Raw genomic sequence first — 19,967 nt, 5'->3', positions numbered from 1 at the left:
CGCCCGGTTACATTTCGAACCCGGAAGCTAAGCCTTACAGCGCCGATGGTACTGCAGGGGGGACCCTGTGGGAGAGTAGGACGCCGCCGAACAATTATTCAAAGGGTTGGATCCTGAACTTCGGTTCGGGGTCCAACCCTTTTTTGTTCTGCGTCACTTGAAGTTCACGTTGCGCAACGACCATCCGGACTATGGGTACTGCTGCAATGCTCAGGGCCGCCGGCGTAGGACTCGGTGACGAGGTCGTCGTGCCGGCCTTCGGGAACGTCGAGGTCGCTCAGGCCGTCATCATGGCCGGAGCGCTGCCGGTGTTCGCCGACATAGATCCGGTGACGTACTGCATCGATCCGTCCGCCGCCGAGGCGGCCGTAACTCCGCGGACGGCGGCGGTCGTTGTCGTCCACCGCTTCGGCCGGCCGGCCGACATCGCGCGCCTGCATGGAGTGGGCCAGAGGCACGGGCTCCTGGTGCTGGAACAAGGCGAGTCCGAGGTGCCGTACGACGAAGTGGCCCAGCGCAGGGAGCGGGCCACCTACCTCGACGCCAAGTTGAGGGGTGTACGCACGCCCGACGGTGGTGACGGGCACACCTATCAGCAGTACGTCGTGCGGGTGCCGGGCAATGGGCGGCCGGACCGGGACGCTTTCGCGCGGGCCGTGCGGGCCAGGGGAGTTGAGGCCAAGGTGCCGGTGAAGACGCCGGTGCACCGGCTGCCGGAATTCCGCCGTTGTGTGTCGCTGCCGGAGACCGAGCGGGCGGCGGACGAGACGCTGGCACTGCCGGTGGACGCCGCGTTGACGAAGCGGGACATGCAGCGGATCGTCGGCGCGTGCAATGCGCTGGGCGGACTGCTCCAGCCTGCCTTCTGAGCAGGCGTTCGGGACGGGATCAGGCGGTTGGGAGCACCCGTCCCTACGGGGTATGATCTATTCCGTCGCCGCGGGGGGAACCCGAAAAGGTGACAGGCCCCTATAGCTCAGTCGGTAGAGCGTCTCCATGGTAAGGAGAAGGTCAACGGTTCGATTCCGTTTGGGGGCTCCAGTCGAAAGGCCCCGCCCAATTGGGCGGGGCCTTCTGCGTGTTCGGGGGCTGCTCAGTCCTTGTGCAGGCCCGGCACCCGCATCGCCAGGATGGCCATGTCGTCAGACGGGGCGTCGGACGCGAAGCGCTCGACCGCGCGCATGATGCGGGCCGCGACCGCACCGGCCGTGAGGCCCGTGCAGGTCGTGAGGACGTCGGCCAGACCGTCGTCGCCCAGCATGCGCGTGCCCTCGCGGCGCTCCGTGACGCCGTCCGTGACGCAGAGGAGGACGTCGCCCGGGTCGAGGGTGACCGTCTGCTCGTAGAGCTCGAGATCGTCCATGACGCCGAGGAGCGGCTGGGGTTCGGCGGCCGGCTCGACCGTGCCGTCCTGGCGCAGGCGCAGAGGGAGCGGGTGGCCGGCGCAGACCACTTTGAGCTGTGCGCTGCCGTCCTCCTGAGGCCTCAACTCGCCGTAGAGAAGCGTCAGGAAGCGGCTGCGGGCGCCCTCGTCGAGAATGGCCGAGTTCAATCGCTCCAGGACCGCCGGGCCGCTGAGGCCCTCGCGGGCCAGGAGCCGCAGGGCGTGCCGGGCGAGGCCGGTCACCGCAGCCGCGTTGGGGCCCGTGCCGCAGACGTCGCCGATGGCGAAGCCGTAGGCGCCGTCGCTGATCGGGAAGAGGTCGTAGAAGTCGCCGCCGACCTCGTTGCCCTCGCCGGCCGCGCGGTAGATGACCTCGACCTCTACGCCGCCGATCTCGGGGAGCTCGGGCGGCAGGAGGCTGCGCTGGAGGGACTGGCTGATGGCGGTGCGCTCCGAGTACAAGCGGGCGTTGTCCAGTGCCAGGGCCGCTCGGCGGCTCAAGTCCTCGGCCAGTTCCAGGATTTCCTGGCGGAAGTGCTCGTCGGTGGGCTTGCCGAGCGTCAGCATGCCGATGACGCGGTTGCGCGCCACCAGGGGGAGGACGACGGTCTCGCCGCCCACGGCGGACGCCGTGGCGAGCGTGGGACCGATCCCCGAGGCGATCTGGCGGGTCGGGCCGCCGCTGAGGCCCAGGCTGCGCATGGAACTGCGCAGGGCCGCCTGGTGGGCGACCTCGCCGGGGGCCGTCCAGACACGGGCGCCGGGGGTCGGTACCGGATCGGGCGGCGGGACCTTGGAGAGCAACGACTTGATGCCGTCGATGAGTTCCTCGTCCTCGTGCAGGACGTACGAAAGGTACGGCTCGGAGGCCTGGTCGGCGATCGTGTAGACGGCGCACCAGGTGGCAAGGGTGGGGACCGTCATCTGCGCCATCAGGGCGAGGGTCTGGTCGCGGTCCAGGGTGCCGGCGAGGAGGTCGGAGGCCTCGACGAGGAAGCTCAGGGAGCCTCGGCGCAGGCGTTCCAGTTCGCCGAGGCGGGCCGACTCGACGGCCAACGCGATGCGGTCGGCGGCGAATTGGAGGCGCAGGGCCTCCTCGTTGGAGTATCTGCCCGCGCCCTCGGCGGCCACGCCCAGGGAGCCGGTGAGCCGTCCCTCGACCTTCAGGGGGACCGTGACGACCGAGCGCATGCCGGTGCCGCTGAGGAGCGGGACGGCGCCGGGCACGGCCGAGAGGTCGTCGTGGACGGCCGGCATGCGGGCCGAGCCGTAGCGGCCGGGGCCCGCCTCGACGGGCACGCGCGCGAAGCGCTGGCGGGCGGAGGGCAGGCCGGTGGAGGCGCGGACCTCCAACTCCGTTTCGTCGTCGGTCGCAAGGAGCAGGAAGGCGGAGTCGGCGTCGAGCATGTCGCGGGCGCGCTCGACCGTGCGCTGCAGGAGGCCGTCGAGGTCGTCCGGGGCGGGGGAGCCGATGAAGACCTCGAAGGGGTCGTTGCTCTGGCCCTCGGCGTTGGTGACGGTGTCCGAGGCGGGCATGCGCAACGGGGTCTGGAGAACGGCCCGTTCGTGGTCCCGGACGAGGAGGCAGACCGTGGAGGGCTCGCCGCCCGTGTCGCGGACGCGGAGGTGCGAGGCGTAGACCGGGAGGACGCGGCCGCCGGCATCTCTGATGCCGTAACTGCCCTCCCAGCGGGAGAGTTGGAGCGCCTCCGCGATGCCCGTGCTGGTGCCCGGGGTGTGCGGCCAGGCGGCGAGGTCGGTGAGGGGCTTGCCGGTGACCTGTTCGGCCGCGTAGCCGAAGAGCTCCTCCGCGTCCTCGTTCCAGGCCGCGATGGAGCCTGTGCGGTCGATCTGGACGACCGCGACGCGGACCCGGCCGTCGGCGACCGGGAGGAGGGCGGAGGGCAGGGACGGGCCCGCGGCGCGGGTGCCGACCGCGCGTGCGGGGAGGTCCAGCTGGAACCAGACCTGCTTGTGCGTGGGCGTGTACTCGACGCCCCAGCGGCCGGCCAGGGCCGCGCAGAGCTGGAGGCCGCGGCCGCCCTCGCGGTCGGGGTTGCCCATGTTGACGGGGGAGCCCTGGAGGGGGATCTCGCGCTCGGGGTAGCGGTCGGCGACCTCGATCCGTACGCCTTCGTCACTGCGCAGACACAGAACGTCGGCGGAGGTGCCCGCGTGGACGACGGCGTTCGTGACGAGTTCGCTGGTCAGGACCACGGCGTCGTCGACGATGTCGGCGAAGCCCCAGCCCTGGAGAGTGTCACGGACGAACGAGCGGGCGGTCGCGACCGATCGCCCGACGGGCTCGAAGGTGGCGGCCGCACGCGCGGTGATCACAGAACTCCTCGTCCGGTTGTCGACGGGCAGGGCTGCCTGGCCGACCGGCTCGTGCCGCTGATGCGGCAGAGCGCCCGTCGGCCGGGGGTCCGGGGGCTGCTCCCCCGGGATCAGTCCGGTGGTCATGTTGTGCGGCCGCCCTCCGATGCCCGCTCGTACTCGTGCCACCGCCCAGGCCGGACGGACCGGCACGGCTGGACAGCCGCATGCAAGGTTACTTACCTTCGCCGTCCATGCGGATGCCGGTCTGCAGTGTTTCCGCCCAGAGGGTGTGCGGACGATGTGCGAAGCTGCCGAACTGTTATGGCCGGGTTCAAGCAGGGTGAAACACTGGGCAAGCTTCTTGTGAAGGTCCGGGCAGGCCGAGTGACTTCCACACGCAGTGGGCAGCAGCCCGGGGTGCGGCCTGGTATATCCGGCAGGAATACGCAGTAGTAACTGGTACGTCGAACGGAAGTACCGGAGCACAGCAGTAACGGTCGACCCCTGCGGGAGGGACACAGTGGAGTCTGGCGCAGCGACGCGGGGCACTAAAACGCGCGCGAAAGGCGGACAGTCCCTGAGTAATCAACGCAAACCGCGTGGCGGCACCACTTCAGTGGACACGGCGTCCCTGAACCGACTGCTGGCGGCTCTTGTGTCGATGCGCGACGGGAACTTCCGGAAGCGGCTCACGGTGTCCGGGGACGGCGTGATGTCGGAGATTGCTGCCGTTTTCAACGAGGTGGCCGACCGCAATCTGCATCTGACCGGTGAGCTGTCGCGGGTGCGGCGCATGGTGGGCCGCGAGGGCAAGCTCACGGAGCGGCTGGAGACGGGCGCCTACGAGGGTTCCTGGGCCGCCGCCATCGAGGCGTCCAACGCCCTCGTGGACGACCTCGTACGGCCCGTCTCCGAGGTCGGACGGGTGCTCACGGCGGTGGCCGAGGGTGATCTGTCGCCGCGCATGGAGCTGCGGACGCAGGCGTCCGACGGGACCGGGCATCCGCTGCGCGGGGAGTTCCTCAAGGTCGGCCGTACGGTCAACAATCTCGTCGACCAGCTGTCGACGTTCACCGACGAGGTCACGCGCGTGGCCAGCGAGGTGGGCACCGAGGGCAAGCTGGGCGGGCAGGCACGCGTGCGTGGCATGTCGGGTTCGTGGAAGGACCTCACGGACTCCGTCAACACCATGGCATACCGGCTGACGGCCCAGGTGCGGGACATCGCCCTGGTGACGACCGCGGTGGCCAAGGGCGACCTGTCGCGGAAGGTCACCGTTCATGTCGCCGGCGAGATGCTGGAGCTGAAGAACACCGTCAACACGATGGTCGACCAGCTGTCGTCGTTCTCCTCCGAGGTGACGCGGGTCGCGCGCGAGGTGGGCACCGAGGGCGAGCTCGGCGGCCAGGCGCGGGTGCCGGGTGTGGCCGGTGTGTGGAAGGACCTCACCGATTCGGTGAACCTCATGGCCGGCAACCTCACGGCCCAGGTGCGCGGCATCTCCCAGGTGACCACCGCGGTCGCCAACGGCGATCTGTCGCAGAAGGTCACCGTGTCGGCACGTGGCGAGGTCGCGCAGCTCGCCGACACGATCAACCAGATGACCGAGACGCTGCGGATCTTCGCGGACGAGGTCACCCGCGTGGCCAACGAGGTCGGTGCCGCGGGGCAGCTGGGCGGTCAGGCGAACGTGCCGGGCGCCGCCGGTACCTGGAAGGACCTGACGGACTCCGTCAACACGGTCTTCCGGAACCTCACGACCCAGGTGCGGGACATCGCCGCGGTGACGACCGCCGTGGCCAACGGTGATCTCTCCCAGAAGGTCACCGTCGACGTGGCCGGCGAGATGCTCGAGCTGAAGAACACCGTCAACGGGATGGTGGACCAGCTGTCGTCCTTCGGTTCCGAGGTCACGCGCGTGGCGCGCGAGGTCGGCGTCGAGGGTGAGCTGGGCGGGCAGGCGCAGGTGCCGGGTGCCGCCGGTACATGGAAAGACTTGACCGACTCCGTCAACACTGCATTCCGCAACCTCACCGGGCAGGTCCGCAACATCGCCCAGGTGACGACGGCCGTGGCCAACGGTGATCTGTCGCAGAAGGTCACCGTGGACGTCTCCGGCGAGATGCTCCAGCTGAAGAACACCGTGAACACGATGGTGGACCAGCTGTCCTCCTTCGCCGACCAGGTGACGCGGATGGCCCGGGACGTGGGCACGGAGGGCCGCCTCGGCGGTCAGGCGGTCGTACCGGGCGTCGCCGGTACGTGGAAGGAGCTCACCGACTCCGTCAACGGCATGGCGGGGAACCTGACGGGCCAGGTGCGCAACATCGCCCAGGTCACGACCGCGGTGGCCCGCGGTGACCTGTCGCAGAAGATCGACGTGGACGCGCGCGGCGAGATCCTTGAGCTCAAGAACACCATCAACACGATGGTCGACCAGCTCTCCGGGTTCGCCGACCAGGTGACCCGGGTGGCCCGCGAGGTGGGCACCGAGGGCCGCCTCGGCGGTCAGGCGCAGGTGCCCGGCGTCGCCGGCGTGTGGCGGGACCTGACGGATTCCGTGAACGGCATGGCCGGGAACCTCACGGCCCAGGTGCGCAACATCGCCCAGGTCGCCACCGCGGTGGCCCGCGGTGACCTGTCGCAGAAGATCACTGTGGACGCGCGCGGGGAGATCCTTGAGCTGAAGAACACGCTGAACACGATGGTCGACCAGCTGTCGTCGTTCGCGGAGGAGGTCACCAGGGTCGCCCGTGAGGTGGGCACGGAGGGCCAGCTCGGCGGTCAGGCCGAGGTCCAGGGTGTATCCGGCACCTGGAAGGACCTCACGCAGTCCGTGAACTTCATGGCGAACAACCTGACCATCCAGGTGCGCAACATCGCCGAGGTCACGACCGCGGTCGCCAAGGGTGACCTGTCGAAGAAGATCACTGTTGACGCGAAGGGCGAGATCCTTGAGCTCGTCACGACGGTCAACACGATGGTTGATCAGCTGTCCAGCTTCGCCGAGCAGGTGACCCGGGTGGCCCGCGAGGTGGGCACCGAGGGCATCCTCGGCGGCCAGGCGCACGTACCGGGCGTCGTCGGCATCTGGAAGGACCTCAGCGACAACGTCAACCTCATGGCCAAGAACCTGACCGTGCAGGTGCGCAACATCTCCCAGGTCGCGGCGGCGGTCGCCAACGGCGATCTGACGCGGACCGTGACGATCGAGGCGCGCGGAGAGGTCGCGCAGCTCGCCGACACCTTCAACACCATGGTGAAGACGCTGAGTTCGTTCGCCGACCAGGTCACCAAGGTGGCCCGCGAGGTGGGCACGGACGGCATCCTCGGCGGCCAGGCGCACGTACCGGGTGTGTCCGGCACGTGGAAGGACCTCACCGAGTCCGTGAACCAGATGGCGTCCAACCTGACCGGTCAGGTGCGCAACATCGCCATGGTCACCACGGCCATCGCCAAGGGTGACCTGACCAAGAAGATCGACATTGACGCCCGCGGCGAGATCCTCGAGCTCAAGACGACGATCAACACGATGGTCGACCAGCTGTCCAGCTTCGCCGAGGAGGTCACCCGGGTGGCCCGCGAGGTGGGTACCGAGGGTGCGCTCGGCGGGCAGGCACGCGTGCGTGACGTCGACGGAACCTGGCGCGACCTGACCGAGTCAGTGAACGAGATGGCCGGGAACCTCACCCGGCAGGTGCGCGCCATCGCGCGCGTGGCGACCGCGGTGACCCGCGGCGACCTGAACCTCAAGATCGACGTCGACGCGTCCGGCGAGATCCAGGAGCTGCAGGACTACATCAACAAGATGATCGCCAACCTGCGCGACACCACCATCGCCAACAAGGAGCAGGACTGGCTCAAGGGCAACCTCGCCCGCATCTCCGCGCTGATGCAGGGCCGGCGCGACCTGCAGGACGTGGCCTCGCTGATCATGAGCGAGCTGACGCCGGTGGTCTCCGCACAGCACGGCGCGTTCTTCGTGGCGATGCCGTTGGTCGACGGCAAGGACCTCAGTGCCGAGAGCGAGGACGCGTACGAACTGCGCATGCTGGGGTCCTACGGCTACTCGATGGGCTCCATGCCGACGTCGTTCCGGCCGGGCGAGGCGCTGATCGGGACGGCCGCCGAGGAGAAGCGCACGATCCTGGTGGAGAACGCGCCCAGCGGCTACCTGAAGATCTCCTCCGGCCTCGGCGAGGCGCCGCCCGCGCAGGTGATCGTCCTTCCCGTGCTGTTCGAGGGCAAGGTGCTCGGCATCATCGAGCTGGCCTCGTTCACGCCGTTCACGCAGATCCAGAAGGACTTCCTCAACCAGATCGCCGAGATGATCGCGACCAGCGTCAACACCATCTCGGTCAACACCAAGACCGAGCAGCTGCTGAAGCAGTCGCAGGAGCTGACCGAGCAACTGCGTGAGCGCTCGGCCGAGTTGGAGAACCGGCAGAAGGCCCTCCAGGCGTCCAACGCCGAACTCGAGGAGAAGGCCGAGCTGTTGGCCCAGCAGAATCGGGACATCGAGGTGAAGAACACCGAGATCGAGGAGGCGCGGCAGGTCCTGGAGGAGCGTGCCGAGCAGCTCGCGGTCTCCATGCGCTACAAGAGCGAGTTCCTCGCCAACATGTCCCACGAGCTGCGTACGCCGCTCAACTCACTGCTGATTCTGGCCAAGTTGCTCGCGGACAACGCGGACGCGAACCTCACGCCGAAGCAGGTCGAGTTCGCCGAGACCATCCATGGCGCGGGGTCCGACCTGCTCCAGCTGATCAACGACATCCTCGACCTGTCGAAGGTCGAGGCGGGCAAGATGGACGTCTCCCCGACGCGTATCGCGCTCGTCCAGCTCGTCGACTACGTGGAGGCCACGTTCCGGCCGCTGACCGCGGAGAAGGGCCTGGACCTGTCCGTACGGGTCTCTCCCGAGCTGCCCGCCACGCTGCACACCGACGAGCAGCGGCTGCTCCAGGTGCTGCGGAACCTGCTGTCGAACGCGGTGAAGTTCACCGACTCCGGTTCGGTCGAGCTGGTGATCCGGCCGGCCGGCCGGGACGTCCCGGCGAGGATCAAGGAGCAGCTGCTCGAGACCGGCTCGCTGAGCGATCCGGACGCGGGCCTGATCGCGTTCTCGGTCACCGACACCGGTATCGGCATCGCCGCCAGCAAGATGCGGGTGATCTTCGAGGCGTTCAAGCAGGCGGACGGCACGACCAGCCGCAAGTACGGCGGCACCGGCCTGGGGCTGTCGATCTCCCGGGAGATCGCCCAGCTGCTCGGCGGTGAGATCCACGCACAGAGCGAACCGGGGCGCGGTTCGACGTTCACGCTGTATTTGCCTCTGCATCCGAGCGAACTGCCGCCGCAGGGCTATCAGCAGGCGCTGCCGGCCCTGGAGGCGGGAGATCTGGTGGCCGCCTCGGACCTGGCCCAGCTCGCCCAGGCGGAGATCGAGACACCGGCCGAGGTGAAGTCGTACCGCGAGACGCAGAACGGCGCCGCCGCACTCTTCAGGCGCCGTCGCCGGAGCCTCGACGCGGAGCAGATCACCGCTGCCCCGGAGCAGTGGTCGGCCGAGCAGAAGACCGCGCCGCAGTCGTACCGCGGCGTCCGGTTCGGCGGCCAGAAGGTGCTGATCGTGGACGACGACATCCGTAATGTGTTCGCGTTGACCAGCGTCCTGGAGCAGCACGGTCTCTCGGTGCTGTACGCCGAGAACGGCCGCGAGGGCATCGAGGTCCTGGAGCAGCACGACGATGTCGCGGTCGTCCTGATGGACATCATGATGCCGGAGATGGACGGGTACGCGACGACGACGGCGATCCGCAGGATGCCGCAGTTCGCGGGCCTGCCGATCATCGCGCTGACGGCGAAGGCGATGAAGGGCGACCGGGAGAAGGCGATCGAGTCGGGCGCTTCCGACTATGTGACCAAACCGGTGGACCCCGATCACCTGCTGTCGGTGATGGAACAGTGGATGCGAGAGGAGTGACGGGAACCATCGATGTTCACTCGGAGTTGCTGACTCAGTGTGGCCGATGCCGTGTAGAAGTACGGGATTCGGGGAACCTTCTGGTCCCCCGCTACGTTTCTGCTACGTGCACAGTGACATCGCGGTGACAGGGTGTGGCGACGAGCGGGGTGCGGCTACGATGACCGGCACAAGGACGGGCGGCGAAAGGGAGTCGTCCCCAGGGGCGGCGCCCGGTGCACAGCCGGGGCGAGGAGGGCGGGCCATGGTGCAGAAGGCCAAGATCCTCCTGGTCGATGACCGGCCGGAGAATCTGCTGGCGCTGGAGGCCATCCTCTCGGCGCTCGATCAGACGCTGGTGCGGGCATCGTCCGGGGAGGAAGCGCTCAAAGCACTGCTCACGGACGACTTCGCGGTCATTCTGCTGGACGTGCAGATGCCGGGCATGGACGGTTTCGAAACAGCCGCGCACATCAAGCGGCGAGAACGGACCCGGGACATCCCGATCATCTTCCTCACCGCGATCAACCACGGGCCGCACCACACCTTCCGGGGGTATGCGGCCGGCGCGGTGGACTACATCTCGAAGCCGTTCGACCCCTGGGTGCTGCGCGCCAAGGTCTCCGTCTTCGTCGAGCTGTACATGAAGAACTGCCAGCTGCGGGAGCAGGCGGCGCTGCTGCGGCTCCAGTTGGAGGGCGGCGGTGGCAAGGTCGCGGTCGGCGACGCCAAGGAGCCTGCCGGTCTGCTCGCCGAGCTGTCCGCGCGGCTCGCGGCGGTCGAGGAGCAGGCCGAGGCACTGTCCAAGCAACTGGACGACGAGTCGGCGGATGCGGCGGCGGTGGCGACCGCGGCCCATCTCGAACGCAAACTGACGGGTTTGCGGCGGGCGCTGGACGCTCTGGAACCGGGTGCCGGCAGTACGTCGCCGGTGTCCTCGCAGAACTGACGTTCCGGCGCGCACCAGTTGCGCATGAGGACGCGTCAGTTCCGCGCCCGCTCCAAAGCGACACGAACGGGTGAAGCAGTGGGCACACGTGTCGGTTGCCGTCTCCACCGGTAACCTCACATCTATGGCCTCACGTCCCTCCGCTGCCAAGAAGCAGCCCGCGAAGAAGGCGGCGGCTCCGGCGAAGAAGGCCGCTGCGAAGAAGGCTCCGGCGAAGAAGCCGACCGCCAGGAAACCCGCCGCGAGGAAGGCGGCGCCGCCCCCGAAGCCGGCACCGAGTCCGACCGGCGGCATCTACAGGCTTGTGCGCGCCCTCTGGTTGGGCCTCGCGCACGCCGTCGGCGCCGTGTTCCGGGGCATAGGGAACGGCGCCAAGAACCTCGACCCGGCGCACCGCAAGGACGGTGTCGCGCTGCTGCTGTTCGGCATCGCGCTGATCGTCGCCGCGGGCACCTGGGCCGATCTGCGCGGCCCGGTCGGCGATCTCGTCGAGATCCTGGTGACCGGTTCCTTCGGCCGTCTCGACCTCCTCGTACCGATACTGCTCGCGGTCATCGCCGTGCGCTTCATCCGGCATCCCGAGCAGCCCGAGGCCAACGGCCGCATCGTGATCGGCCTGTCCGCGCTCGTCATCGGCGTGCTCGGCCAGGTCCACATCGCCTGCGGCGCGCCCGCGCGCAGCGACGGCATGCAGGCCATAAGGGACGCCGGCGGGCTCATCGGCTGGGGCGCGGCGACGCCGCTGACGTACACGATGGGCGAGGTGCTCGCCGTACCGCTGCTGGTGCTGCTGACGATCTTCGGTCTGCTCGTCGTCACGGCCACCCCGGTCAACGCCATCCCGCAGCGGCTGCGGCTGCTCGGCGTGAAGCTCGGCGTCCTGCACGACCCCGAGGACGACGACTTCACCGAGGACGAACAGCGCTACGACGACCAGTGGCGTGACGGGCTGCCCGCGCGCTCGCGCAAGCGCGGTCCGGCCCCGGAGTCCTACGACCCCGACACGGCCGAGCAGGAGGCCCTCTCCAAGCGCCGTGGCCGCCCCAGGCGCTCCGCGGTGCCGCAGCCGGACATGGCGCGTCCCATGGACGCCGTGGACGTCGCCGCGGCGGCCGCAGCCGCGCTCGACGGCGCGGTCATGCACGGCATGCCCCCCTCGCCGGTCGTCGCCGATCTCACCCAGGGCGTGAGCGTCGGGGACCGCGAGGAGAGCACGCCGACGCCGGTTCCGGCTTCGAAGGCCGTCCCGGCGGCCCGCCCCAAGCAGGAGAAGCTGAAGGTCGAGGTCGCGGACCTCACCAAGCCCGCGCCCGAGGCGCCCGGCGACCTGCCGCCGCGCGCCGAGCAGCTCCAGCTGTCCGGGGACATCACCTACTCCCTGCCCTCGCTCGACCTCCTCGAGCGCGGCGGCCCCGGCAAGGTGCGCAGCGCCGCCAACGACGCGGTGGTCGCCTCACTCACGAACGTCTTCTCCGAGTTCAAGGTCGACGCCGCCGTCACCGGCTTCACGCGCGGACCGACGGTCACGCGCTACGAGGTCGAACTCGGCCCCGCCGTGAAGGTCGAGCGCATCACCGCGCTGACGAAGAACATCGCCTACGCCGTCGCCAGCCCGGACGTGCGGATCATCAGCCCGATCCCGGGCAAGTCCGCGGTCGGCATCGAAATCCCCAACACCGACCGGGAGATGGTCAACCTCGGCGACGTGCTGCGCCTCGCGGCGGCCGCCGAGGACGACCACCCGATGCTGGTCGCGCTCGGCAAGGACGTCGAGGGCGGCTACGTGATGGCCAACCTGGCGAAGATGCCGCACGTGCTGGTGGCCGGCGCCACCGGTTCCGGCAAGTCCTCGTGCATCAACTGCCTGATCACGTCCATCATGGTCCGCGCGACTCCCGAGGACGTCCGGATGGTTCTCGTCGACCCCAAGCGGGTCGAACTGACCGCCTACGAAGGCATTCCGCACCTGATCACGCCGATCATCACCAACCCGAAGCGGGCCGCCGAGGCGCTCCAGTGGGTCGTACGGGAGATGGACCTCCGCTACGACGACCTGGCGGCGTACGGCTTCCGGCACATCGACGACTTCAACGAGGCCGTGCGCAACGGCAAGGTGAAGCCGCCGGAGGGCAGCGAGCGCGAGCTCCAGCCGTACCCGTATCTGCTGGTGATCGTCGACGAGCTCGCCGACCTGATGATGGTCGCCCCGCGTGACGTCGAGGACGCGATCGTGCGCATCACGCAGCTCGCGCGCGCGGCCGGCATCCACCTGGTGCTGGCCACGCAGCGGCCGTCGGTCGACGTCGTCACCGGTCTCATCAAGGCGAACGTGCCCTCGCGGCTCGCCTTCGCCACCTCCTCGCTCGCCGACAGCCGGGTCATCCTCGACCAGCCCGGCGCCGAGAAGCTGATCGGCAAGGGCGACGGGCTGTTCCTGCCGATGGGCGCGAACAAGCCGACCCGTATGCAGGGCGCTTTCGTGACCGAGGAGGAGGTCGCCGTCGTCGTCCAGCACTGCAAGGACCAGATGGCGCCGGTCTTCCGGGACGACGTCACCGTGGGCACCAAGCAGAAGAAGGAGATCGACGAGGAGATCGGCGACGACCTCGACCTGCTGTGCCAGGCGGCCGAACTGGTGGTCTCCACGCAGTTCGGCTCGACGTCCATGCTCCAGCGCAAGCTGCGCGTCGGCTTCGCCAAGGCCGGGCGGCTCATGGACCTGATGGAGTCGAGGAACATCGTCGGGCCCAGTGAAGGTTCGAAGGCTCGTGACGTTCTTGTGAAGTCTGATGAGCTGGACGGAGTGCTCGCGGTGATCCGCGGGGAGGCTTGAGGCAAAGGTCCGATCAAAGGGGCGAGCGATGTCGGATCGTGACTCACCCGTAAGGGATCATTGAGCAACCGTTTCCCTTCGGCGTACGTCAAGTTGAGGGAAGCGACAAGCGTGTACACAACCATCGGCGTGTCCGGCCATACCGATGGGCTAACAAGCTCCGCCGTCCGGTTGCCCCACCCATTTGTACCCCCCATAGACTGAACCTCCAGCACAGGTGGCTTAACGCTCGAAAGGCGCCCCCGTGTCCATCGGCAACTCTCCTGAAGACGAGCGTCCGTTCGAAGACGATCGCGAGGAAGCCCGCCTCTCCATCGGTCATGCCCTTCGGCAGGCCCGTATCGCGGCCGGGCTGACCGTCGACGACGTCACCAACGCCACCCGGGTCCGGATCTCGATCGTGCACGCCATGGAAGCGGACGACTTCGCCCCCTGCGGCGGAGACGTCTACGCCCGGGGCCACATCCGGACCCTGGCCAAAGCCGTCCGTCTCGATCCGGCCCCGCTGCTTGCGCAGTACGACGCCGACCACGGCGGCCGTCCCACGCCGACCCCGGCGGCCCCCCTCTTCGAGGCGGAACGCATCCGCCCCGAGCGGCGCGGACCCAACTGGACCGCGGCCATGGTCGCCGCGATCGTCGCGGTGGTCGGCTTCGTCGGGTTCACCGCGTTCAAGGGCGGCGACGACGGCGGCGGCAAGACGCAGGTCGCCGAGGGATCGACGCCCACGACCAGCAAGGCCGCCTCGCCCACGCCCAAGAAGAGCAAGTCCGACAACCCGACGACGAACCCCTCGGACAGCGCCATCGCGGCCGCGCCCCAGGACAAGGTGACCGTCCAGGTGAGCGCCGCCGACGGCCGCAGCTGGATCTCGGCCAAGGACCACAACGGCCGGCTCCTGTTCGACGGGCTCCTCAAGCAGGGCGACTCCAAGACCTTCCAGGACAGCGAGAAGATCAACCTCGTCCTCGGTGACGCGGGCTCGATCCAGCTCTTCGTCAACGGCAAGAAGGTCGAGAACGACTTCCAGCCCGGCGCGGTGGAGCGTCTGACGTACACGAAGGGCGACCCGCAGGTCGGCTAGGCCTGACGCGGTGCCGCGGGGCCGGCGAAGATCGCCAGCCCCGTCGACGTGGGCTGTCGGAGAGACAAAGTAGTCTTGAGCGCATGCCTGAACGCCGTACCGTCGCACTCGTCACCCTTGGCTGCGCCCGTAACGAGGTGGACTCGGAGGAGCTCGCAGGCCGCTTGGAGGCGGACGGCTGGGACCTCGTGGAGGACGCCGCGGAAGCGGACGTCGCGGTCGTCAACACCTGTGGCTTCGTGGAAGCCGCCAAGAAGGACTCCGTCGACGCCCTCCTGGAGGCCAACGACCTCAAGGGACAGGGCAGAACCCAGGCCGTCGTGGCGGTGGGCTGCATGGCCGAGCGGTACGGCAAGGAGCTCGCCGAGGCCCTCCCCGAGGCCGACGGCGTGCTTGGCTTCGACGACTACACGGACATCTCCGACCGCCTGCGGACCATCCTCGGCGGCGGCATCCACGCCTCCCACACCCCGCGTGACCGGCGCAAGCTGCTGCCGATCAGCCCCGCCGAGCGCCAGGAGTCCGCGGCCGAGGTCGCGCTGCCCGGGCACGGCCCCGTGGACCTGCCGGAGGGGCTGGCGCCCGCCTCCGGCCCCCGCGCGCCCCTGCGCCGCCGGCTCGACGGCTCGCCTGTCGCCTCGGTGAAGCTCGCCTCCGGCTGCGACCGGCGCTGCTCCTTCTGCGCCATCCCGTCCTTCCGCGGCTCCTTCATCTCCCGCCGCCCGAGCGACGTGCTGAACGAGACGCGCTGGCTGGCCGAGCAGGGTGTGAAGGAGATCATGCTGGTCTCCGAGAACAACACCTCCTACGGCAAGGACCTCGGCGACATCCGCCTGCTGGAGTCGCTGCTGCCGGACCTGGCGGAGGTCGACGGCATCGAGCGCGTGCGCGTCAGCTACCTCCAGCCGGCCGAGATGCGCCCGGGCCTGATCGAGGTACTGACCTCGACGCCGAAGGTCGCCCCCTACTTCGACCTCTCCTTCCAGCACTCCGCGCCCGACGTGCTGCGCGCCATGCGCCGCTTCGGCGACACCGACCGCTTCCTGGAACTGCTCGACACCATCCGCGGCAAGGCGCCCCAGGCGGGCGTCCGCTCGAACTTCATCGTCGGCTTCCCGGGCGAGAGCGAGGCCGACCTCGCGGAGCTGGAGCGGTTCCTGAACGGCGCGCGGCTGGATGCCATCGGCGTCTTCGGCTACTCCGACGAGGAGGGCACGGAGGCGGCGACGTACGAGAACAAGCTGGACGAGGACGTCGTGGCCGAGCGGCTGGCACGTGTCTCCCGGCTGGCCGAGGAGCTCGTCTCGCAGCGTTCCGAAGAGCGCATGGGCGAGACGGTGCACGTCCTCGTGGAGTCCGTGGACGAGGACGGTGTCCGCGGGCGCGGCGCGCACCAGGCGCCGGAGACGGACGGACAGGTTCTGCTCACGAGCGGCGAGGGTCTCGAGCCCGGCCGTATCGTCGAGGCGAAGGTGGTCGGCACGGAAGGTGTCGATCTGGTGGCCGAGCCCCTGGCGGGCCCGCTCGGATGTAGTGAGGAGGCGGGCAGATGACCGGAGTACCGGCATCGGCGGCGAACGGCTCCTCCAAGGCGGAGTCCTCGTCGCCCGGCCCCGCCGCCTCCGACCGGCAGACGGACCGGTCCCCGAGGGGCGGGAAGCTGGCGGCCGCGGCCGTGAACCAGGCCAGCGTCTGGAACGTCGCCAACCTGCTCACCATGCTCCGGCTGCTGCTGGTGCCCGGCTTCGTCGCGCTGATGCTGGCCGATGGCGGGTACGACCCGGCGTGGCGCTCCCTCGCCTGGGCGGCCTTCGCCATCGCCATGATCACTGACCTGTTCGACGGTCATCTGGCGCGCACCTACAACCTCGTCACCGACTTCGGCAAGATCGCCGACCCCATCGCCGACAAGGCGATCATGGGGGCGGCGCTGATCTGCCTCTCCGGGCTGGGCGACCTGCCGTGGTGGGTGACGATCGTCATCCTCGGTCGGGAACTCGGCATCACGCTGCTGCGTTTCCTCGTCATCCGGTACGGCGTCATCCCGGCCAGCCGCGGCGGCAAACTCAAGACGCTCGTCCAGGGCGTGGCCGTCGGGATGTACATCCTGGCGCTGACGGGCTGGCTGGCCACCCTGAGGTGGTGGGTGATGGCGGCGGCGGTCGTCCTGACCGTGGTGACCGGGCTCGACTATGTGAGACAGGCCATTGTGCTGCGCGGGCAGGGAATCGCGGAGCGCAAGGCCGCGTTGGAGGAGACGCAAGGGTGAGTTCTCCGGCTGCCGACGTCGTACGACTACTGACAGTGAGGGGCGAGACCCTCGCGGTCGCCGAGTCGCTCACCGGCGGACTGGTCGCGGCGGACATCACCACGGTGCCCGGGGCCTCCAAGGCATTCCGCGGTTCGGTGACGGCCTACGCCACCGAGCTCAAGCATCAGCTGCTGGGCGTCGACGCCTCCTTGCTCGCACAGCGCGGAGCGGTGGATCCGCAGGTCGCGGCCCAGATGGCGGTGGGAGTGCGCAAGGCGCTCGGCGCCGACTGGGGCCTGGCGACCACCGGTGTGGCAGGCCCGGAACCGCAGGACGGCAAGCCCGTCGGGACGGTGTTCGTGGCCGTGGCCGGGCCCCGCGGAAGGGATTGTGATTCTGCCGGTGGCGGAAAAGTAGAGGCCCTGCGGTTGAACGGCGACCGCGCGGAAATTCGTATGGAGAGTGTACGGAGCGTACTCGCACTGCTTCTGAAGGAGCTTGCGGGCGAACAGACCGGGAATCAGCTGGCACAGGATACGGAACAGAACGGGGGGTTTTGATGTTTGCAGCCCTGAGTGAACACGACATCGCTCCCCGCACGGCCGCAGCGCGAGGCGGTACGGTGGGGCGTGAAGGATGCGGTTACACGGTCCGAGGAGGGAGCCACCGATGATTCTGCTCCGTCGCCTGCTGGGTGACGTGCTGCGTCGGCAGCGCCAGCGCCAGGGCCGTACTCTGCGCGAAGTCTCCTCGTCCGCCCGAGTCTCACTCGGCTATCTCTCCGAGGTGGAGCGGGGGCAGAAGGAGGCTTCCTCCGAGCTGCTCTCCGCCATCTGCGACGCGTTGGACGTACGGATGTCCGAGCTCATGCGAGAAGTGAGCGACGAGCTCGCCCTCGCCGAGCTGGCCCAGTCTGCTGCGGCCACCGAGTCTGTACCCGCGCCGGTTCGTCCGATGCTGGGTTCCGTTTCAGTGACCGGCGTGCCGCCGGAACGGGTGACCATCAAGGCACCCGCCGAGGCGGTGGACGTGGTCGCCGCGTGACGATCACGCGCGTGACTGCGTGAGCCGACATGCACGTGCAAGGCCCCGGCCGGGGTCTCTCCAGGGGGAACTGGAGAGGAGCGGTCGGGGTTTTCGCGTTTCCGGAACTTCTCCTACGGCCCTCCCGGTCCGTTTGCCGGTGCGGCCGGGGGCGGTCATGGTGGAGGCTTGCGGTGCGTTGCGCCCATGTGCCGTCGGTATGCCCTCCTTGGGGGTGAAGGCGGTCTGGCTTCGGGGCTGGAGGTGGCGTCCATGGCACGGCCGATAGTGCGCCGGGGGGCGTTTCTCGGGCTCGGGGTGCTGTGGTGGTGGGCCGTGCTGCGGCTGGCGTTCGCGCCGGGCGCCGGGGTGCTGGAAGGGGCGGTCGCCGCCGGGGGATGGGGACTGAGCCTGCTGCCGGTGCACTGCGTGCCGAAGGCGCGGGCGGCCGGGGTCGTGGGGCTTGAGCGCCGGCGGGCCGCTCCGGCTACCACGGCATCGCCACCCCGCCGTTCGGGCGCAGGATCTGGCCCGTGGTGAAGGACGACGCGTCGGAGGCCAGATACAGCACACTGTGGGCCACGTCCAAGGGTTCGCCGACCCGGCCCAGCGGCGCCATGCGGGCCATCGTCGCCTCGGTCTGCGCCTGTGCCCCGGCCTCGTGGCGGTCGGTCATGGGGGTGCGGATCCAGCCGGGCGCGACCGCGTTGACCCGGATCCCGTGCCGGCCGACCTCGTTCGCCAGGGTCTTCGTCAGCTGGACGACGGCCGCCTTGGCCACGCCGTAGCAGAGCAGTCCGGGGCGGCCGGTGTCGACGGCGCCCGAGGCCATGGTGACGATGCTGCCGCCGGTCTTCCCTTCGAGCATCAGGCGTGCGGCCTCCTGGCAGGCGTACAGCACCCCCTTGAAGTTGACGCTCAGCACCCGGTCGAAATCCTCGTCCCGGGTCTCCAGGACCGGGCTGGTGTGCATGATCCCGGCGATCGCGGCCATCACGTCCAGGCGTCCGCAGGACTCGACGGCCCCTCTGAGCTGCGCGCGGTCGGTGACGTCGAGCTGGTGGGTGCGGGCGGTGCCGCCGCCGTCCTTGATGAGCGTCGCGGTCTCGTGCAGGCCCTCCGCGTCGCGGTCGGCGCAGTGGACGGTGGCGCCGGCTTCGGCGAGCAGCACGGCCGAGGCACGGCCGATGCCGCCGCCGGCCCCGGTGACGAATGCGGTGCGTCCGGTGAGGTCGTACGCCTTGACGGGCATGTAGGGACGGTACGAGGGTTTCTGACGGATCGTCAATTAGTCGTACGGCGTGGAGTTCTGGAGCTTCGGGAGGCGCTCGGGGCCGGTCCTGTCTGGCAGTGGGGGCACCAGTAGGTGGGGCGTTCGCGGGAGCCGTCGCCCTGCTCGGCGACGCGGATCGACGTGCGGCAACGCAGACAGGGGCGGGGTGCGCGGCCGTAGACGAACAGGTCCTGGCCGCGGCTGCCCGTCGTCGTGCGGACCGGGCGTTCGCGGTTGGCCTCCAGGAGCCGCTTGGCCAGCTCGGGCAGCTTCGCGGCGCGGTCGGCGGGCAGCGCGCCGACGGGGAGCCACGGGGTGACGCCGAGCAGGAAGCAGAGCTCGCTCTTGTAGACGTTGCCGATCCCGGCGAGATTGCGCTGGTCGAGCAGGGCCTCGCCGAGGGGGCGGGCGGGGTCGGCGAGGAGGTTGGCGAGCGCCTGCTCCGGGTCCCAGTCCGGGCCGAGGAGGTCGGGGCCGAGGTGCCCGACGACGCGCTGCTCGTCGGCGGTCCGCATGAGCTCCAGGACGGGGAGGCGGTAGCCCACCGCTGTGAGGTCCGTGTTGCCCAGGATGGCGCGGATCTGGTGGGAGGGGCCGCCTGTCCAGCGCCGGCCGTTCGCGAACACCTTCCAGGAGCCGTCCATCTTCAGATGCGAGTGGAGCGTCAGGCCGCCCTCGATACGGGCCAGCAGGTGCTTGCCGTGCGGAGTGACGTCCAGGACGGTGCGGCCCGTGAGGTCCGCCGTGGCGAACCTGGGCACCCGGAGATCGCTGCGCGTCAGCACCCTGCCCGCGAGGGCGACATGCAACCGCCTCGCGGCCTGCCAGACCGTGTCTCCTTCGGGCATGGGTCAAGGGTTGCACGGTGCGTGCCCGTGCGGTGGAC

General features: G+C 69.3%; 13 protein-coding genes, 1 tRNA gene and 1 rRNA gene. 12 read left to right on the top strand and 3 right to left on the bottom strand.

The window, feature by feature from the left end; all coding sequences use genetic code 11:
- The 3 genes from rrf to ACGFYN_RS03945 form a co-directional block, all read left to right on the top strand.
- Positions 1-92: ribosomal RNA gene (gene rrf / locus ACGFYN_RS03955) — 5S ribosomal RNA — on the top strand; the annotation flags it as partial.
- 114 nt (positions 93-206) lie between these two features.
- A complete protein-coding gene (locus ACGFYN_RS03950; protein WP_393864154.1) occupies positions 207-869 on the top strand; it encodes a DegT/DnrJ/EryC1/StrS family aminotransferase in 663 nt (220 codons plus the stop codon).
- Positions 870-965: 96 nt separating this feature from the next.
- Positions 966-1,041: transfer RNA gene (locus ACGFYN_RS03945), tRNA-Thr, on the top strand.
- Positions 1,042-1,093: 52 nt separating this feature from the next.
- On the opposite strand, the gene ACGFYN_RS03940 is transcribed toward ACGFYN_RS03945, so the two are convergent.
- Positions 1,094-3,847, bottom strand: coding sequence for a SpoIIE family protein phosphatase (locus ACGFYN_RS03940; RefSeq protein ID WP_393864127.1), 2,754 nt, complete (start codon positions 3,845-3,847; stop codon positions 1,094-1,096).
- A gap of 376 nt (positions 3,848-4,223) precedes the next feature.
- Here ACGFYN_RS03940 and ACGFYN_RS03935 point away from each other — a divergent pair, with 376 nt between their 5' ends.
- From ACGFYN_RS03935 to ACGFYN_RS03895, 9 genes are all read left to right on the top strand, one after another.
- Positions 4,224-9,689, top strand: coding sequence for a HAMP domain-containing protein (locus tag ACGFYN_RS03935; protein ID WP_393864126.1), 5,466 nt, complete (start codon positions 4,224-4,226; stop codon positions 9,687-9,689).
- A gap of 244 nt (positions 9,690-9,933) precedes the next feature.
- Positions 9,934-10,617: a two-component system response regulator gene (locus tag ACGFYN_RS03930; protein WP_393864125.1), complete on the top strand. Its 684-nt coding sequence runs from the start codon at positions 9,934-9,936 to the stop codon at positions 10,615-10,617.
- Positions 10,618-10,741: 124 nt separating this feature from the next.
- On the top strand, positions 10,742-13,450 hold the full coding sequence (locus ACGFYN_RS03925; RefSeq protein ID WP_393864124.1) for a DNA translocase FtsK: 2,709 nt from the start codon (positions 10,742-10,744) through the stop codon (positions 13,448-13,450).
- Positions 13,451-13,694: 244 nt separating this feature from the next.
- Complete coding sequence (locus ACGFYN_RS03920; RefSeq protein WP_393864123.1) at positions 13,695-14,534, top strand: helix-turn-helix domain-containing protein; 840 nt, start codon at positions 13,695-13,697, stop codon at positions 14,532-14,534.
- An 83-nt stretch (positions 14,535-14,617) separates the two neighbouring features.
- On the top strand, positions 14,618-16,087 hold the full coding sequence (gene rimO, locus ACGFYN_RS03915; RefSeq protein ID WP_393864122.1) for a 30S ribosomal protein S12 methylthiotransferase RimO: 1,470 nt from the start codon (positions 14,618-14,620) through the stop codon (positions 16,085-16,087).
- Complete coding sequence (gene pgsA, locus ACGFYN_RS03910; protein WP_393864121.1) at positions 16,084-16,803, top strand: CDP-diacylglycerol--glycerol-3-phosphate 3-phosphatidyltransferase; 720 nt, start codon at positions 16,084-16,086, stop codon at positions 16,801-16,803. The genes rimO and pgsA overlap by 4 nt, the downstream gene beginning before the upstream one ends.
- The gene (locus tag ACGFYN_RS03905; RefSeq protein ID WP_393864120.1) at positions 16,800-17,345 is read left to right on the top strand and encodes a CinA family protein; all 546 of its coding nucleotides are present in this window, start codon (positions 16,800-16,802) and stop codon (positions 17,343-17,345) included. The genes pgsA and ACGFYN_RS03905 overlap by 4 nt, the downstream gene beginning before the upstream one ends.
- Positions 17,346-17,454: 109 nt before the next feature.
- Positions 17,455-17,829 carry a helix-turn-helix domain-containing protein gene (locus tag ACGFYN_RS03900; protein ID WP_016432287.1) on the top strand — a complete coding sequence of 125 codons (375 nt, stop codon included), beginning with the start codon at positions 17,455-17,457 and terminating at the stop codon, positions 17,827-17,829.
- A gap of 252 nt (positions 17,830-18,081) precedes the next feature.
- Positions 18,082-18,348, top strand: coding sequence for a hypothetical protein (locus tag ACGFYN_RS03895; protein ID WP_393864119.1), 267 nt, complete (start codon positions 18,082-18,084; stop codon positions 18,346-18,348).
- On the opposite strand, the gene ACGFYN_RS03890 is transcribed toward ACGFYN_RS03895, so the two are convergent.
- Entirely contained in the window at positions 18,296-19,060 is a 765-nt protein-coding gene (locus ACGFYN_RS03890) for an SDR family NAD(P)-dependent oxidoreductase (RefSeq protein WP_393864118.1), read from the bottom strand. The two genes, ACGFYN_RS03895 and ACGFYN_RS03890, sit on opposite strands and share 53 nt — an antisense overlap.
- A 32-nt stretch (positions 19,061-19,092) precedes the next feature.
- Positions 19,093-19,929 carry an Fpg/Nei family DNA glycosylase gene (locus ACGFYN_RS03885; RefSeq protein WP_393864117.1) on the bottom strand — a complete coding sequence of 279 codons (837 nt, stop codon included), beginning with the start codon at positions 19,927-19,929 and terminating at the stop codon, positions 19,093-19,095.
- Positions 19,930-19,967 lie beyond the last annotated feature (38 nt).

This window comes from Streptomyces sp. NPDC048419 (assembly GCF_043200415.1).
Lineage (GTDB): Bacteria > Actinomycetota > Actinomycetes > Streptomycetales > Streptomycetaceae > Streptomyces.
Note: the sequence above shows the minus strand (reverse complement) of the source record. Positions and strands in the feature narration are given on the sequence as shown.

Coding starts and splice junctions, on each gene's coding strand:
- ACGFYN_RS03950 (WP_393864154.1), top strand. CDS start 207: ATGCTCAGGGCCGCCGGCGTAGGACTCGGTGACGAGGTCGTCGTGCCG.
- ACGFYN_RS03940 (WP_393864127.1), bottom strand. CDS start 3,847: ATGACCACCGGACTGATCCCGGGGGAGCAGCCCCCGGACCCCCGGCCG.
- ACGFYN_RS03930 (WP_393864125.1), top strand. CDS start 9,934: ATGGTGCAGAAGGCCAAGATCCTCCTGGTCGATGACCGGCCGGAGAAT.
- ACGFYN_RS03925 (WP_393864124.1), top strand. CDS start 10,742: ATGGCCTCACGTCCCTCCGCTGCCAAGAAGCAGCCCGCGAAGAAGGCG.
- rimO (WP_393864122.1), top strand. CDS start 14,618: ATGCCTGAACGCCGTACCGTCGCACTCGTCACCCTTGGCTGCGCCCGT.
- pgsA (WP_393864121.1), top strand. CDS start 16,084: ATGACCGGAGTACCGGCATCGGCGGCGAACGGCTCCTCCAAGGCGGAG.
- ACGFYN_RS03900 (WP_016432287.1), top strand. CDS start 17,455: ATGATTCTGCTCCGTCGCCTGCTGGGTGACGTGCTGCGTCGGCAGCGC.
- ACGFYN_RS03895 (WP_393864119.1), top strand. CDS start 18,082: ATGGCACGGCCGATAGTGCGCCGGGGGGCGTTTCTCGGGCTCGGGGTG.
- ACGFYN_RS03890 (WP_393864118.1), bottom strand. CDS start 19,060: ATGCCCGTCAAGGCGTACGACCTCACCGGACGCACCGCATTCGTCACC.
- ACGFYN_RS03885 (WP_393864117.1), bottom strand. CDS start 19,929: ATGCCCGAAGGAGACACGGTCTGGCAGGCCGCGAGGCGGTTGCATGTC.